Genomic DNA, 17,101 nt, shown 5'->3' on the forward strand with positions numbered 1-17,101 from the left:
CTTCTTTCTATCAGGCGCTGATGGCGAAACAGAAGGCGGGAACCGGCGTCAGCAGGCGCACCTTGCTGGTTGGCGGCGGCGCGGGCGCCGGGCTGATCCTCGCCTGGCGGCTATGGCCCCGCGCGGCGGAAACCAGCCTGCGCGCAGCGCCCGGTGAGTCGATTTTCAACGCTTATTTGAAGATCGGCTCGGATGGACGCGTGATCGTCGCCGTGCCGCAGATGGAATTGGGGCAGGGCGTCTATACCGCTTTGCCGCAGATCCTGGCCGACGAGCTGGGTGCCGACTGGCGGACGGTGGCCGTCGAACCCGCGCCGCTCAGTCCCCTCTATTCCAACCGGCTGTTGTCGGAGGATGAGGAAGGATCGTGGATCTCTGGGGACCGGAACGGCATCGTCATGACCGGCGGCTCGACCTCCGTTCGGGCTTTCGAAACACCGTTGCGCGAAGCGGGGGCCGCGGCGCGCGCATTGTTGTGCAAGGCAGCCGCCGAGCGGTGGAACGTGGATTGGCGGGAGGTGGAAACGGCAGACGGATTCGCGCTGCACAAGGGGACGCGCCTGTCCTTCGGCGAATTGGCGGAGGCTGCGAGCGGATATGACGTGCCGGGCGACTTGCCGATGCGGGAGGGACAGGAAAACCGCCTGACCGGCCGGCCGCTGCCGCGCATCGACGTGCCCGCCAAGGTGGACGGCTCCGCGCGTTTCGCGGGCGACGTGCGTTTGCCCGGCATGCTGTTTGGCGCGGTCCGCGCCGGCCCTCCCGGCGGCAGCAGGCTGGAACGGGTCGACCGCGAAGCGGCGGAGCGCGTGCCCGGCGTCCGCGCCCTGTTCGAAAATCCGCGTTGGGCGGGCGCGGTCGCGACGAACTGGTGGGCGGCCAATCGTGCGGTCGAGGCGATGAAGCCGGTTTTCGAAACCGCCGGGCTCGTGTCCAGCGCGGATGCCGATGCGGCATTGGCCGAAGCCATGGAGGCGGGCGAGCCGAGCCGCTTTATCGAACAAGGCGATGCGGATCAGGCTTTCATCGGCGGCACCGGTTTTGCCGCTCATTACAGCGCCGGTCCCGCCGCGACCGTGCCAATGGAAACGCTTTGCGCCACCGCGCGCATGGAAGGCGGCCGGATCGAGGTATGGGCACCGGCACAGGCGCCGGGCCTTGCCCGTGCGGCGGCGGCGCGCGCCGCAGGAGTGCCGGAGAAGAAAGTAACCCTTTATCCGATGCCGATCGGCGGCGGTTATGGCCGCAAGCTCGAAACGCTGGCTGTCGAGCAAGCCGTGGTGATGGCGATGCAGGTTGGGAAACCGGTGCAGCTCAGCTGGTCGCGGCTCGAGGAGATGACGCAGGATCGCTATCGCCCGCCCGCTTTGGCCCGCCTGCAAACGCGCATGGGAGAAAGCGGGCGCATCGCCGCCTTTTCCGCCCGCATTGCGGCGCCCGCGACGGCGCTTCAGACGGCGGAGCGGTTGAAAACCGGGCAAGGCGGCGATGCCGCAGGGGCCGATGCATCGGCCGTCGCGGGCGCCGCGCCGCCCTATGGAATCCCCACCGTGCTGATCGATCATGTGCCGGTGGACGTGCGCATCCCGACCGGTTTGTGGCGCTCCGGCGCCCGCGGCGCCAACACCTTCTTCGTCGAATCCTTCATCGACGAGGTTGCGCGCCAGGTGGGCGTTGAACCCCTGTCCTTCCGCATGACCATGCTTGGCGACAATCCGCGCCTGGCACGCGTTCTCACGACCGCGGCGAGCCTGGGCGGCTGGGACGGTGGCGTCGCGGGCGGTTCGATGGGCATTGCGTGCCACAGCGCTTATGGGTCGCATGCCGCCTTGCTGGTCGAGGTTAAGGTCGCTGAGGGACGGCGCGTGAGCGTGGAGCGCGCCGTTTGCGCCGTCGATTGCGGCAGGATCGTCAATCCCGAATTGCTGCGCCAGCAAATCGAAGGCGGCATCATCTATGGCATCGCCGCCGCGCTCGCCCGGCCGATCGCCTTTGAGGACGGCTTGCCGACGGTGCGCACCCTTGTCGGACTGGATTTCCCCCGTCTCGACCGCGCGCCGGACATTATGGTGGAAATCGTGGACAGCGGGGATGAGCCGGGCGGCGCGACCGAGCTTGCGGTGCCGCTCGCCGCGCCCGCGCTTGCCAATGCGATCTTCGCCGCGAGCGGCCAGCGGCTGCGCGCCCTTCCCCTCCAGCTTGGAGCCGGCTGATGGCCAAATTCCAGGATCATCCCGCAATTCCGTCGCCCAGGATCGGCGTCCTTATCGTCAACCTCGGCACGCCGGACGCACCTGAAGCGGGAGCGGTACGCCGCTATCTGCGGCAATTCCTTTCCGATCGGCGCGTAGTCGAGATTCCGCCTTTTCTTTGGCAGCCGATCCTGCGCGGCATCATCCTCAACGTCCGGCCGAAGAAATCCGCCCATGCCTATGCCCAGGTGTGGAGCGAGGACGGCTCTCCGCTCGCCGCGATCACAAGGCGGCAGGCGGGGGCCCTGAAGGGAGCATTTGGAGAAAGCGTGATCGTCGATCATGCCATGCGCTACGGCCGCCCGGCGATCGGCGAACGGATCGCGGCGCTGAAGGATCAGGGATGCGAACGCATCCTGATCGCGCCGCTCTATCCGCAATATTGCGCGGCGACGACGGCGACCGCCAACGACGCCGCCTTTGCAGCGCTCGCCGCGATGCGCTGGCAGCCCGCGATCCGTACGCTGCCGCCTTATCATGACGATCCGGCTTATATCGCGGCACTGAAGGCATCGCTGGAGAGTGCGCTGGAAAAACTCGATTTTGCACCCGATGCGATCCTCGCAAGCTTCCACGGCATGCCGGAACGGACCTTGCAGCTGGGCGACCCCTATCATTGTCATTGCCGCAAGACGGCGCGGCTCCTTTCGGAAGCGACGGGGCGGGAGATCCAAGTCGCCTTTCAATCGCGTTTTGGTCGCGCGAAGTGGCTGGAGCCAGCGACCGACGCCACGCTGGCCGCCATGCCGGGGCGCGGCATTCGCAAGGTGGCGCTCGTCGCGCCGGGTTTTTCGGCCGATTGCCTCGAGACGCTGGAAGAGCTGGCGATACGCGGCAAAGAGGGGTTCCTGGCGGCCGGTGGCACGGATTTCGCCTATCTGCCCTGCCTCAACGACAGCAGCCCGGGTGTTGAAATGCTGCGCAGCATTTTGGCGCGCGAACTTGCGGGATGGCTCCCCGCTTCATAAGAATATCCCATGATCAAGAGGGAGAGGCTGGATGACAAAGGTGGCAATCGTCACGGGCGGAACGCGCGGCATTGGGGAGGCGATCAGCCTCGCGCTTCGGGACATGGGCCTGACCGTCGCCGCCAATTATGCGGGCAATGACGACAAGGCGCGGGACTTTACCGCGCGCACCGGCATTGCCGCTTATAAGTGGAATGTCGGCGATTACGACGCTTGCGTCGATGGCGTATCCCGCATCGAGGCGGCGCTCGGGCCGGTCGCGGTCCTCGTCAACAATGCCGGCATCACCCGCGACGGCACGATGAAGCGGATGAGCCGCGATATGTGGGACGATGTCATCGACGTGAACCTTGGCGGCTGCTTCAACATGGCCAAGGCCGTGTGGGACGGCATGAACGCCCGCAAATATGGCCGCATCGTCAACATCGGATCGATCAACGGTCAGGCGGGCCAGTACGGCCAGGTGAACTATGCCGCCGCCAAGTCGGGCATTCACGGCTTCACCAAGGCGCTGGCCCAGGAAGGCGCCCGCGCCGGCATCACCGTCAACGCCATCGCGCCCGGCTATATCGACACAGACATGGTCGCCGCCGTGCCGGAAGACGTGCTGGGCAAGATCGTGGCTCGCATCCCGGTGGGCCGCCTCGGCCGCGCCGAAGAGATTGCGCGCGGGGTCACTTTCCTTTGTGTCGAGGATGCGGGCTTCGTCACCGGTTCGACGCTGTCGATCAATGGCGGCCAGCATATGTATTGATGGGTGGCCAAGTTCCTTCTTCGCCGTCATTCCCGCGAAGGCGGGAATCCAGGCCCGGACCAGCGATAAGGCTCGATCCTCATCTGGACTCTCGCTCTCGCGGGAGTGACGTTGGAAGCTGTAAATGATCCCACCGCCCCTTTTCGCCGGTCCGGTCAAACGATCGATGATGATCGCGGGGCATGCGACGTCGATCAGTCTCGAACCTTTGTTCTGGGCCGCGCTGCGGCGCGCTGCGGAAGCCGAAGGCCTGCCGCTCAATGCGCTGGTTGCCCGTATCGATGCGTTGCGCCTTGAAACGCCGCAACCGCCCAATCTGGGTAGCGCAATCCGCTCATGGTTGTTCTACCGCCTGCAAGATGAGAATGTCTCGCAATAGCGGTTGACGCTGCGAATGACTCGCAATAGAGCTCCCCGTAACAAAGGGAGTCCATCGTGTCGCATTCCACTGCCCGCACCGCCATGCCTGCATTTCTGGCCCTCACTTGCGTCAGCTTCACCGCGCCCGCGCTTGCGGAAGAGGGTGTCGTTCAGAGCAATGTCGCGCGGGATGCCGAGGGTCAGTCGATCATCGTCACTGGTGCTCTGGAGGCGAAGGAGCTTGAATCGCCCAAGGCCGTGCAGTCTCTGCTCGATACGCCGCAGACGGTGACGGTGATCAGCGACCAGACGATCCGCAAGCAGAACCTTCTCACCCTGCGCGATGCGCTCTCGACCATCCCGGGCATCACCTTCGGCGCGGGTGAGGGCGGCGGGGGCTATGGCGACAGCATCAACCTGCGCGGCTTCGCGGCGAGCAACGACATCACGCAGGACGGCGTCCGCGACAGCGCGCAATATAGCCGCACCGATCCGTTCAACCTGCAGCAGATCGAGGTCTTCAACGGCGCGAACAGCGTGTTCAACGGCTCCGGATCGGTGGGTGGCACGGTGAATATCGTGTCGAAGGTACCGCAAGCCGACGATCTCACCATCGTCCAGGCTGGCGTCGGCACGGACAATTACTGGCGCGGCACGGTCGACAGCAACATGCGCGTCAACGACTTCGTCGCGTTTCGGCTCAACGCCATGGCGCACCGCAACGATATTCCGGGCCGCGATGTCGAAAAGAACAAGCGCTGGGGCCTGGCGCCTGCCGTCACCCTTGGCATCGGCACGCCGACCAGCCTGACGCTCGCCTACCTCCACCAGGAGGACGACAATATTCCCGTCTACGGCGTTCCTTATTTCAAGAACCAGCTGAATGACGGCCCGCTCGAAGAAGCCGACGACAGCGATTATTTCGGCTACCGCAACCTCGACGATCAGAACATCGTCGTCGATCGCCTGACCGCGACCTTCGAGCATGATTTTTCGAAGAGCCTGTCGCTCCGCAATCTTACCCGCTGGCAGCGCGTCGGCCAGCGCAGCGTCACCAGCTCGCCGCAGGGGACATTCTGCCTTGAAGCAACCGGGCTGCAGCCGGTTTCGGCGGGACCGAATGATATGCAGGGCGCGGCATGCCGCGTCACACTGAGCAATGTGTCGGTGAACGATGCTCCGATCCGCAACGTGACAGTGACAGTGCCGCGCGGTTTCTTCCAGCCTGCCACCGGCCCTCGCGGAATGATGCGCGATCAGGAGAGCCAGCTGCTCCACAATCAGACCGACTTGACCTTTGTCACCGGCACGACCGGCGGGCTGCACAACACTCTGGTCGTGGGCATGTCATTTGCTTGGGAAGATTATCGCCTTACCCAAGCCTCGTTGCTGCGCAACGCAGCGGGTGCCGCGATCATTCCGCCGATGATTGAGATCGCGAACCCCGATACGCTCTATACCGGCCCGATCAATTATACGGAAACGGCGCGCTCGCGCGGGGAGAACCGGAACAAAGCCATTTATCTGTTCGATAATCTTGAGATCGGGCCGATGTTCGAACTGAACGCGGCTGTACGTTACGAGAATGTCGTGGGCGAATTTCGCTCTATTCCGCTCGCCTTTAATCCGCCCGGAAACACGATCCCCTCCTTCGCGGTGCAACGGAGCGATGACGATCTCCTTTCCTACCGCTTCGGCGCGGTGTTCAAGCCGGTGCGGAGCGTCAGCCTTTATGCGGGCTATGGCAATTCCAAGACGCCGTCCTCCGCCACCGTCCGCCTCGGCTGCGGCACGATCGTCACCGGCGGTGGTGGGCCGCAGGATCCCTGCGCCGTCGATCCGGAAACCGCCCGCAATTACGAAGTCGGCGCCAAGGCCGATCTGTTCGGCCGCCGCCTGCAGCTGACCGCATCGGTCTTCCGCAACGAGCGCACCAATTATCGCGTGCCGAGCAACGATCCGATCGTTGGCGCCCTTCCAGTCCTCGACGGCCGCAGCCGCGTCGACGGGATCGCGCTCGGGGCTTCGGGCAATATCGGGCGCAACTGGACCGTCTTCGCCAACTACACCTATCTCGATAGCGAAGTTCTGCAGGGCGTGTCGAATTATTGCCTCGACAATCCCAGCACCGCTTGCGCCAATACCGCCGATATCCGCGATCCCCAGAAAGGGAGCGAATTGGTGCAGGTGCCGAAGCATGCGGGCAGCCTGTTCACCAGCTATCGCCTGCCGTTCGGATTGGAGATCGGCTACGGCCTCACCTATCAGGGCAGCTTCGCACTCCATGCCCCGACGGCGAACAATCGGATGCAATATCGTTCGGACGATTACCTCATCCACCGCGCCTTCCTGTCCTATGCCTTCGGCAACGGCCTTACCGCGCAGCTCAACGTGCAGAACCTGACGAACGAGCGTTATTTCACCAATATCCGCAACAATATCAATGCGACGAGCGGCGCCATTACCGGTGGCTGGGCAGTGCCGGGCGAGGACCGGTCGGCGGTGCTGAGCCTATTCTATAGTTTTTGAGGGGAATTGTGCTCCGGCGAAGGCCGGAGCCCAGTGGCGCAGTATGCTGGACCCCGGTCTGCGCCAGGGAACTGGCCAGCATCATTGGGTTGATCTAGGACAGATATCATGATGCTCGCGATCCCCGACCTGCTCGACTCCGGCCAGCTGGATGAGGTGCGGCACATTGTCGATGCGGGCGAATGGGTGGACGGGAACGAGACGTCCGGCCATCAGTCCGCGCTCGCCAAGAAGAACATGCAGCTTGCGGAAAATTCGGATGCTGCGCGTCGGGCAGGTGCGATCGTGCTCGACGCACTCGGCAAGTCGCCTTTGTTCATCGCTGCCGCGTTGCCGCTCAAGGTCTTCCCGCCGCTCTTCAACCGCTATCAGGGCGGCGAGCGGTTCGGCACGCATGTCGACAATGCGGTGCGCTTGAAACGGGGCAGCGACCTTAAGGTGCGCAGCGACCTTTCCGCCACGCTCTTCCTCGCCGATCCGGACAGCTATGAAGGCGGCGAGCTGGTGGTGGAGGACAATCTCGGCGCCCACAAAGTGAAGCTGCCTGCCGGGCACATGATTCTTTATCCTGCCTCCAGCCTCCATCGTGTCGAGCCGGTGACGTCGGGCGCGCGGGTCGCGTCCTTCTTCTGGATTCAGTCGATGGTGCGCGACGATGGGGCGCGGACTTTGCTCTTCGATCTCGACCGATCGATCCAGGCCATCGCCGCCGATCGCGGCCAGGACGATCCTGCGATCATCCAGCTGACCGGCGTCTATCACAATCTCCTCCGCCGCTGGGCGGACTGCTGATCTGAAGAGGTAACCTCATGGCGACATCGGCGAAGCTCCGGCTCCGCAATTTGTGGTTCTCCTTCCACAAATGGATCGGCATCCTGCTTGCCGTCCTGATCGTTCCGATCTCGATCTCCGGCGCTGCCTTGGTCTGGCATGATTGGCTCGACGAAACGCTCAATCCCGGCCGCTATGCGGTCACCTCGTCCGAGGCGCGGCTGACTCCGTCTCAATATGCCGAGGCCGCCACGCCCGTGCTGAAGCCCGGCGAACGGGTCAGCGTGATCCGTTATCCCGAACAGGGTGAAGGGCCGGTGGTCGTCACCGCCATGGCCCCGACCCGGGAAGGCGCCGCGCGCGGGGGCCCGCCGGTCCGCACCCAGGTTTGGCTCGATCCCGCGACGGGCAAGATTCTGGACAGCGCGCCGAGCAATGCGGGCGCTGTTCGCTTCCTCCACGTCCTCCATGGCAGCTTGATGGTGCCGGGCATGGGCCGTCAGATCGTCGGCTGGGTCGGTGTGTTCATGCTCATCTCTTCGCTCACCGGCATCTGGCTGTGGTGGCCGGTGTCGGGCAGCGTGAAAAAGGGCTTCAAGTGGAATCGGCAGCCCAGGTTCAGCGCCAACCTGCATCATCAAACCGGCTTTTGGATCGCCATTCCGCTCGCCATGTTGTCCTTCACCGGCATGTGGATTTCCTTTCCGGGCTTCTTCGGGCCGCTGTCGGGCGCGCCCGCGCAAAAGGGCGGGCGGCCCACACCCTCCGCGCCGCTCGCCGCGCCCGCAATGACTCCGGAAGCCGTCGTGCAAGCCGCGTCGGCGCACGCGACTGGCGCTATTCTCACTCTGACCTGGCCGACCGAAAAGACGCCGGACTGGAAAGTCGCCTATGAGCGCGAGGGCAGCCCCGCTGAGGTCGAAATCGCGGATGCGGGCGGGGAGGTGACGCCACCCAAGCCACCGCGCCCGGAAACCATCGCTCGCACGATGCGACGCTGGCATGACGGCACCGGCATGGGAGTGGTGTGGCAGGTCGTGATTTTCCTGGGCGGCATCATCCCGGCAATCCTCGGCGTCACCGGCATCATGATGTGGCTCAACACGCGCACATGGCGCGGCGATCTGGCGCGCCGCAAGAAAGCGAAACTGGCGGCCGCTCCGGCGGAGTGATCGGCTGAGAGGTGCTCCGGCGAAGCTGGAGTCCGGTCGTTCAATGGCGGCGCCGGACTCCGGATTTCGCCGGAGGGACGGTCATTATCTGGCCAGCAACACCCTTGCTTGCGTCGCGATCTGGGCGAGCATGGCCGATGTCGTGACCGACGCCGTGCGGGCGCGGTCGACGAGGTGGCGGAATTGCTCGATGCGGGCGGCGTGCGTGGAGACCCACTTGTCGACCGCCAGGTGCGGATCCTTGCCGCCGCGTTCCAGGAAATCGAGGCGCAATTGCTCGAAATCGCGGGCGAGGCCGGCGGTGAGCAGCCGTTCCCATTGGTCGGTCGCGTGGAAGCGGTTGGCCGCGCTCTGCGCCCAGTCGAGGCCAAGCGCTTCGCCAAGCTTGGTATAGGCCTGGGTTAGCGCCACCTCGTCGACGCCCTGGCGTTGACCCAAGGCGGCGATGCCGACGCCGCCATTCATCTCGAACAGGCGGACGATGCGATCGACTATGTCAGCCGGGACGCCGGGCGCAGCGATGCGCTCGTGAAGGGCGCCGGCCTGACCGCGCGCCTCATCGCGGAGCAGGTCATTGACCGCCGCATCGAGCTTTTTGAGGCCCGGCTCCAGCATCGCGACCATTTCCCCGGGCAGCGCGTCGGGCGCAGTGCAGCGGATGATGTCGGAGACGTGGAAGCGCAGCGCCTTAGCCGCTTCGTCGAACAAAGCGAGGCGCACCGCCTCGGGCACCGCCAGCGTGTCGATATCGGCCCACAAACGAGGCATGTCGAACAGCCGCTCGGCCGCGACGAAGGCCGCCGCCGCCTGTGCCCAAGACGCCCCTTCCTCCTCCGTCAGCGCGAATGGGGCGAGAATGCCCATGCGGTTGACGAAGCGGTTGGCGACCTTAGTCGCAATGATCTCGCAGCGCAGGCGATGCTCGCGGATAGCCTGGGGGTGCTTCTCCTGCATCAGCGGCGGAAAGGCGGCCATCAGGTCGCCTTCCATCGTCGGATCCTCGGCCAGATTGCCACGCTCGATCGCGGCTTGAAGCGCCATCTTCGACGTGGAGAGCAAGACGGCGAGCTCGGGCCGGGTGAGGCCGCGATTGTCTTGCGCGCGGCGAAGGAGATTTTCGTTGGTATCGAGCCCCTCGACCTTGCGATTGAGGCGGCCTGCTTCCTCCAATATTTCGATGGCCCTGACGAAGGCGGGTAGTGCGGCCGCGCCGCCGCGTTCGGCGATGGAGAGAGCGAGGGTCTGGAGGCGGTTGTCCTCCAGCACCAGATGCGCCACCGCGTCGGTCATCGCTGCGAGCAGGGCGTTGCGGTCCGCCTCGGCGAGGCGTCCTTCGGCCATTTCGCGGTTCAGCGGGATCTTGATGTTCACTTCATTGTCGGAGCAGTCGACACCCGCCGAATTGTCGATGAAGTCGGTGTTGATCCGGCCGCCGCGCGCGGAAAATTCGATGCGCGCGGCTTGAGTGACGCCAAGGTTGGCGCCTTCGCCGACCGCCTTGGCGCGCAACTCGCTCGCATTGACGCGCAGGCCGTCATTTCCAGGATCGCCGACCTCGGCATTGTTCTGCGTCGACGCCTTGATGTAAGTGCCGATGCCGCCGAACCAGATGAGGTCGGCTGGGCTCTTCAGGATCGCGCTGATGAGATCGGCTGGAGTCAGTTCATCTGCCTCAATGCCGAGCGCTGCCTTCACTTCCGGTGTCAGCGGGATCGACTTCAGCGTGCGGGCGAAGACGCCGCCGCCCTTCGAAATCAGGGCCTTGTCATAATCCTCCCAGCTCGAGCGGGGAAGCTGGAACATGCGGGCGCGCTCGTCCCAGCTTTTCGCCGGATCGGGATCGGGATCGAGGAAGATGTGGCGGTGGTCGAAGGCGGCGACCAATTTGATCGCCTTCGACAGAAGCATGCCGTTGCCGAACACGTCGCCCGACATGTCGCCGCAGCCGACGACGTTGATGGACTGAGTTTGCACGTCGACGCCCATTTCGGCGAAATGGCGCTGGACGGAAACCCAAGCGCCCTTGGCGGTAATGCCCATCGCCTTATGGTCGTAACCCTGGCTGCCGCCCGAGGCGAAGGCATCGCCCAGCCAGAAATGATGGGCGGCTGAGATCGCATTGGCGACATCGGAGAAAGTGGCCGTGCCCTTGTCGGCGGCGACGACGAAATAGGGATCGTCATCGTCGCGGATGGTGACGCCTTCGGGGTGTACCACCTTGCCTTCGACAATGTTGTCGGTAACCGACAGCAAGGAGCGGATGAAGATGCGGTAGGATTCCGTGCCCTCCGCGAACCACGCGTCGCGGTCGCTGACCGGGGGAAGCTGTTTCGGATAAAAACCGCCTTTGGCGCCGGTTGGCACGATGACGGCGTTCTTCACCACTTGCGCCTTCATCAAGCCGAGGATTTCGGTGCGGAAATCGTCGCGCCGGTCGGACCAGCGCAGGCCCCCCCGCGCGACTGGGCCGCCGCGCAAGTGGATGCCTTCGACGCGCGGCGAATAGACCCAGATTTCGCGCCACGGCACGGGCGCGGGAAGGCCGGGGATGAGGCTGGAATCGAGCTTGAAGGCCAAGGCTTCGCGGCTCGCGGCCGCGAAGGCGTTGGTGCGCAAAGTCGCCATGACGACGCTGCGGAACATGCGCAGGATGCGGTCGTCGTCGATCGCGGCGACGCTGGCAAGGCCCGCCGTGATCGCGGCTTCCGCCTCGCCAGCCGCCTGGACGCGGTCGCCAGAGACTCTGGGATCGTGGAGGGCGTCAAACAGGGCGATCATGCCCTTGGTGACGGCGGGTGCCTTGCGCAGCGCGTCGACCACGGTTTGCATCGAATAAGAGAGGCCGGTCTGGCGCAGATAGCGGAACCAGGCGCGGAACAACACCACGTCGCGGCGGTCCAAGGCGGCGGCGACGAGAAGCTGGTTGAACACGTCATTCTCGGCCTCGCCCTCCAGCACGGCGGCGATCGCCTTTTCGACCGACGCGGCGCGGGCCAGAACCTCGCCCGCATCGCCGCCGCCCTGCATTTCGAGCAGGAAGTCGTGGATGTAGCCGATCCGGCCCTCGTCGAGCGCGGAGGGCTGTTCCTCCAGCACGCGGAAGCCGAAATTTTCGAACACCGGCACTGCGTCCGACAGCGGAATGACGCTGCCCAACCGGTATGTCTTGAGGCGCAGCTGGTGCGGCTGGTCGCATGCGCCGTTGTAAAGGCGGGCGTCGCGCGCGCCTTCGCGGGAAAGGCCAGCGAGGCGCAATATGTCTTCCGCCGCATCGTCCGCCAACGTGCGGGCGCGGTAGGTTTCGGGGAAGGCGTTAACGTAGCCCAGGGCGAGACGGGTGGCACGCGCGGGACCGACCTTCGCGCCCAGCGCTTCCTCGACCGAGGGTTCCCAGCCGCGCACCATCATGTTGAGGCGCGCGTCGAGCGCGGCGGCGTCCGGCATCGCCGATCCCATGTCGACATCGAGCGTATAGCGGATGAGGGCGAGATCGCCGTCGCCCAGTTCGACCGACCAGCTCGAAATCGTACCGCTCGCTGCCTGCTCGATCATGCGGCCGATGGCGTTGCGCCGCGCCGTCGACAATTCCTCGCGCGGGAGCCAGACGAAGGCGAAGAGATGGCCCTTGAGGATGCTTTGGAGGAGAAGCATGATCGGGCGCGGCCGGTCGGCGAGCGACATCGCGGTCGCAATCAATTCTTTTACCGCGTCGAAGCGCAGGCTGACCAGCAGATCCCGCGGCAGCGAAGCGACGGCATGGCGCAATGCCTTGCCGGCATGTCCCTTCGGATCGAAGCCGAATTCCTGCTCCAGCCTGTCGAGACGGCGGCGCAGCACTGGCACTTGTTCGGACGGCGCGCGCAGCGCCTGGCTGGTCCAAAGGCCCGCATGCACGCCGATCGCGGCGATCTGGCCACCCTCGCGGACTGGCAGGATGACGAGGTCCAGCGGCACGCGGCGGTGAACCGGTGAGATGCGGTCCGCCTTGGCGATCAGCGGCGCCGTTCCGCCATTTTCGAAATAGGCGATGGCGGCGGCGCAGCTCTGGCTGTCCCACAGGTCGGCGCCAGGCAATGCGGCAAGGCCGAGCTGGCCGGACGGCTCCCGGCCGCAATGCTCGACCTGATAGGCAAGGAGGGTGAAGGCGCCGTCCGCGAACCAGTGGAGAAGGGCGGCACCTTCCTCGTCGGACAGGGCTTCGGCATCGCCCCGCATCCGATCCTGCAGCTTCTGCCAGTCGCTCACCGCCGCCCGCACGTCGGCAAGCACGCGGTGCAGGTCGGCGACGAGATCGCGGCGTCCGCGCGCGTCGGTGCGGTCCGTTTCCAGATACATAACGGACTCGCGCCGGTGCTTGTCCTCGCAGAACGGCTCGACGCTGGTGAGCAGACCCTCTTCGTCGCGTTCGACGCAGACGACGGGATGGAGCAGGCGGTGGACGATCAGCCCGCGGGCTGCAATCGCCGCGGCCACGGAATCGACGAGGAACGGCATATCGTCGTTAACGATGACGATGCGCATCCGCCGCTGCCCCACTTCGCCGCCGAGCGATTCCAGGTTGACGAGGGCGGCGCCGGGGGGGCGGCGCGACGCAGCGGCGGCGACGAAAGCGGCGGCGTCCTCGACGGCTTCCCCGTCCAGGCCGCTGACCTCACCGGGAAGCGCGCCATCCACCAGCGCGGCCTGGAAGGCATTGAGGATCGACGGGTCGACGGCTTTGTCCGCGCCCTTGCTGTTCGACGTCATACAGGTCCGCTCCAGGCGCGCACGGCATTTCGCCGCCATGCGCTTTGTCGCTCGCGCCTATAGCCCTGCGATGCTGGACGGGGCAAGGCGACGCGCCGGGAAAAGAAGCGAAATATTCAGGCCGGGCGCAGGCCGTCAGGCATGCTGAAAGGGCTGGGCTGCCCACACTTCCTCGGCCGCGAACCGGCTGCCGCCGTTCATCGCCTGGTCGATTTCCAATGCCAAGGTGATGGTCGCCGCATTGTCCGCGACCTCCTTGGAATTGATGACTCCATAGAGTGCCGTCACCCGGCCTTCGCCGTCGGCGATCGGCATCAATATGCCGCGATAGAGGGTTGATCCGCCCTTGCCGTTGGCCAGTTCCGCCTCGAAGCCGACCGGCGTTTCGCTTTCGACGATCAGCGCATAATGAGCGGCAAGGCGCGCGAGCAGAGGCTCGCCCGTGATACCGAAGGCATGGCTCAGTTTTTTCCCAACATAACGCAGCACCGGCGCATCGGCGCCGTCGCAGAAATCGAGGATCAGGCTGTAAGGCGCGAATTCGTCGGAGCGCTCACCGAGCAAGCTGGCGAGCGTCGGGCAGCCTTGGCCGCCGCGCGCGGAAACCCAGCGCTCATGCGCGCGCAGGTGCAACCGCCGTTCGTCCATGCCGCCGCCCAGCAGCGCGTCAATCCCGCCGCTTGCCTCCGCTTCATCGACGGGAAGCCATTCTTCCTCGAACGTCAATAATGCGTCCATTTGCCCACCCCACGACTGGTCTGCGGCGGCTTTACAGGCGGGGGGTTTAGAAAGGGTAACCGCAGCCTCTTGAGGATGCTTGTCTTTGCCCGCAGCCGCTGATAGAGCGCGCGCTTCCGAATATGGAAATGCCGCTTTAGCTCAGCTGGTAGAGCACATCATTCGTAATGATGGGGTCAGGTGTTCGAGTCACCTAAGCGGCACCACTTCCTGAAAATTGACGTCAGTTGAGCCGCGCCTTCAATAATGGCTGCATAGCTCATCACGCCTTGGCGGGCATACCGGAGATGAGGAAGGCGAAGTCGCGGGCTTCTTTGAAAAGCTGATGCGGCTGTGCCCTTGGCAACCGGAGGTGGAGGTTCTAGGAAGGGCGCGCCGGCGGGACACGATCCTTGCCGGTTAGACGTGCCGGTACCGGGAACGCAGGAGGGCGCCAGCCGCCCGATCTGAGGCTATCCCTGTAACTGTGAGCGGCGAGCATCGTGCGCCTGCGGATTCCTGAAGAGGAAGGCTGCTGCCACTGGGGCGATGTCCCCGGGAAGGCGTGCGCGATGCGATGACCCGTGAGCCAGGAGACCGACCGGCGCGTGTCGCTCTCGCTTTGGCTCAGGGATTGGCCGGGGCACGGGACTTCTCGTTCGAGCGACGAATGAGTGCGGCGGGGGCCGCACCGGACGACCGGCGGGCCTTTCGTCCGTTCGCCGGGGCGACCGGCTGTGCATGATGCACGGATGCTCCCTGCCGATGTCGCACGGACGTTTGGGGATGTCTCGATGAAGATTGTCTATGTTTCCACCGCCGCGATCGCGGCGTTTCTCGCTGCTGCGCCGGCCTTCGCGGACGATGGGGAGATCATCGTTACCGCCACGCGGAGCGGCGACGGGATTGAACGCAACACTTATGGCGGTTCCGTCACCGTCATCGACGCAGAGGCGCTGCAGGACCGCCAGGTGCGCCAGATTTCCGACGTGCTGCGCGATGTGCCCGGCGTGTCGGTCAGCCGGTCGGGCGCGGTCGGCGGCCTCACGCAGATCCGCTTGCGCGGCGGCGAGGCGAACCATACGCTCATCCTGATCGATGGCATCGAGGCCGCTGATCCCTATCGCGGCGGCGAACTCGATTTCGCGACCCTGATCGCCGATGAAGCCGCGCGCATCGAAATCCTGCGCGGGCAGCAGAGCGCGCTTTACGGATCGGACGCCATCGGCGGCGTCGTTCACTATATCACGGCGAGCGGCGCGGAGGCGCCGGGCGTGCGGGGCCGCCTGGAAGGCGGCACGTTCGGCTCGGTCGGCGGGGCGGCGCGCGCCGGCGGCGTAGCTGGCGGGCTCGATTATGTCGTCCAGGGAGCATTCGACGTCACGGACGGCACGCCCTCGGCGCGGAACGGCACGCGCGATCTGGATGCGGCATCGACCGCGCTTTCCACCAAGCTCGCTTACACGGCCACGCCCGATCTGCGGCTGAAGGCGGTGCTCCGCTACGCTCGGACCGACGCGGAAGTGAATAGGGAAGATGGGGATTTCGCATCCCCGACCTATGGCCTCATCATCGACACGGACGACGAATATACCAACCGCGCCTGGTACGGCCTTGTCGGCGGCGAATTCGATATGCTGGACGGACGCTGGACCCACGGCCTGACCGCCCAGTTCAACGATACGCGTCGTGAAGATCGCGACGGCGATGGTCCCACCTTTTCGACCAAGGGCGGCCGCATCAAAGGATCGTATGACAGCCGGTTCCGCTTCGGCAGCGGCGACGTCCGTCATGTCCTGACCGCCGCCGTCGACCTTGAAAGGGAGTCTTTCCAGAACGTCCCGGTGAGCGGTCCGGCGGGCCCGGGCAACCTGAACCGTCAGATCGGCAATATCGGTCTGGTCGGGCTCTATGACCTGAGCGACGGAGACCGGATCGGATTCGGCGCATCCCTGCGTCATGACGATAACGATCATTTCAGTGACGCGACCACCTGGCGCCTGCGGGGCAGCGTCCGCGCTGCGGAAGGCCTGTATCTGCGCGCAGCGGCTGGCACCGGAATTAAGAATCCGACCCTCTATGAATTGTTCGCTAGCAATTTTGGCACCTTTATCGGCAATCCGGACCTGAAGCCGGAAAAATCGGAAGGATGGGAAATCGGGGCGGATTTCGTGCTCAGGTCCGGAGCGATCCGCCTTGGGGCGACCTATTTCGATGCGACGCTGAAGGACGAAATCTACGTCCTCTATTCGGCCACGTTCGAAGCGACTCCGGACAATCGCGATACGAAGTCGACCCAGAAGAGCGTGGAACTGTTCGCCAATGCCCGCCTCTCCCCGGCGTGGCGCGTGGACCTTGCCTACACCTATACGGATGCCAAGGAAAATGGCGCGCGCGAAATCCGCCGTCCCAAGCATATCGCGAGCGCGAATGTGCGCTGGCAGGGGCTGGACGACCGGATGGGCATCACCGCGACGGCGCGCTATAACGGCGCCGCGGACGAAAGCGATTTCCGGACCTTTCCCGCGACCCTGGTCAAGCTCGACGATTACGTCCTCGTCAATCTGGCGGCCGACTATCGCGTGAGCGATCGCTGGAGCCTGTTCGGCCGCATCGAGAATGTGTTCGACGCCGATTACGAGGACGTGTTCAGCTACCGCACGCCGGGCCGCGCGGCCTATCTCGGCGTTCGGGCCGGTTTCTGAGGGAGGCTAGCCATGACCGATCGCGGCAAATCCGAAACCCTGTGGGCCTTCATTCTCGCCGCCACAGCAGTGGCTGGCAGCCTGGCTGCAGCCTGCATGATGCCATTTGTCGCCATCGCGGTGGTCG

General features: G+C 64.9%; 10 protein-coding genes, 1 tRNA gene and 1 riboswitch. Of the genes, 9 read left to right on the forward strand and 2 right to left on the reverse strand.

Annotated elements, in window-relative coordinates:
- The first annotated feature begins 20 nt into the window (after positions 1-20).
- The 7 genes from IC614_RS10980 (at position 21) to IC614_RS11010 (ending at position 8,806) form a co-directional block, all read left to right on the forward strand.
- Positions 21-2,213, forward strand: coding sequence for a xanthine dehydrogenase family protein molybdopterin-binding subunit (locus IC614_RS10980; RefSeq protein ID WP_200971496.1), 2,193 nt, complete (start codon positions 21-23; stop codon positions 2,211-2,213).
- Positions 2,213-3,220: a ferrochelatase gene (gene hemH / locus IC614_RS10985; RefSeq protein ID WP_200971497.1), complete on the forward strand. Its 1,008-nt coding sequence runs from the start codon at positions 2,213-2,215 to the stop codon at positions 3,218-3,220. Before IC614_RS10980 ends, hemH begins: the two co-directional genes overlap by 1 nt.
- Before the next feature lie 31 nt (positions 3,221-3,251).
- Complete coding sequence (gene phbB / locus IC614_RS10990) at positions 3,252-3,974, forward strand: acetoacetyl-CoA reductase (protein ID WP_200971498.1); 723 nt, start codon at positions 3,252-3,254, stop codon at positions 3,972-3,974.
- Between the two features lie 124 nt (positions 3,975-4,098).
- Positions 4,099-4,353 (forward strand): ribbon-helix-helix domain-containing protein, encoded by a 255-nt coding sequence (locus tag IC614_RS10995; RefSeq protein WP_200971499.1) that lies wholly within the window; start codon positions 4,099-4,101, stop codon positions 4,351-4,353.
- An 83-nt stretch (positions 4,354-4,436) separates the two neighbouring features.
- The gene (locus tag IC614_RS11000; protein WP_200973202.1) at positions 4,437-6,863 is read left to right on the forward strand and encodes a TonB-dependent receptor; all 2,427 of its coding nucleotides are present in this window, start codon (positions 4,437-4,439) and stop codon (positions 6,861-6,863) included.
- A gap of 108 nt (positions 6,864-6,971) precedes the next feature.
- A complete protein-coding gene (locus IC614_RS11005; protein ID WP_200971500.1) occupies positions 6,972-7,655 on the forward strand; it encodes a Fe2+-dependent dioxygenase in 684 nt (227 codons plus the stop codon).
- Between the two features lie 17 nt (positions 7,656-7,672).
- Positions 7,673-8,806, forward strand: a complete 1,134-nt coding sequence (locus tag IC614_RS11010; RefSeq protein ID WP_200971501.1) for a PepSY-associated TM helix domain-containing protein — start codon at positions 7,673-7,675, stop codon at positions 8,804-8,806.
- Positions 8,807-8,890: 84 nt separating this feature from the next.
- On the opposite strand, the gene IC614_RS11015 is transcribed toward IC614_RS11010, so the two are convergent.
- Together IC614_RS11015 and IC614_RS11020 are read right to left on the reverse strand one after the other, a co-directional pair.
- On the reverse strand, positions 8,891-13,552 hold the full coding sequence (locus IC614_RS11015) for an NAD-glutamate dehydrogenase (protein WP_200973203.1): 4,662 nt from the start codon (positions 13,550-13,552) through the stop codon (positions 8,891-8,893).
- Between the two features lie 135 nt (positions 13,553-13,687).
- Positions 13,688-14,290 carry a hypothetical protein gene (locus IC614_RS11020; protein WP_200971502.1) on the reverse strand — a complete coding sequence of 201 codons (603 nt, stop codon included), beginning with the start codon at positions 14,288-14,290 and terminating at the stop codon, positions 13,688-13,690.
- A gap of 130 nt (positions 14,291-14,420) precedes the next feature.
- On the opposite strand from IC614_RS11020, the gene IC614_RS11025 reads away from it, so the two are divergent.
- Positions 14,421-14,496 (forward strand) — tRNA-Thr (locus tag IC614_RS11025).
- A gap of 153 nt (positions 14,497-14,649) precedes the next feature.
- A riboswitch (cobalamin riboswitch) is annotated at positions 14,650-14,889 on the forward strand.
- A 174-nt stretch (positions 14,890-15,063) separates the two neighbouring features.
- Positions 15,064-16,974 carry a TonB-dependent receptor plug domain-containing protein gene (locus IC614_RS11030; RefSeq protein ID WP_200971503.1) on the forward strand — a complete coding sequence of 637 codons (1,911 nt, stop codon included), beginning with the start codon at positions 15,064-15,066 and terminating at the stop codon, positions 16,972-16,974.
- The last annotated feature ends 127 nt before the right edge of the window (positions 16,975-17,101 follow it).

Origin of the sequence: Sphingosinicella flava, assembly GCF_016025255.1 — a bacterium.
Lineage (GTDB): Bacteria > Pseudomonadota > Alphaproteobacteria > Sphingomonadales > Sphingomonadaceae > Allosphingosinicella > Allosphingosinicella flava.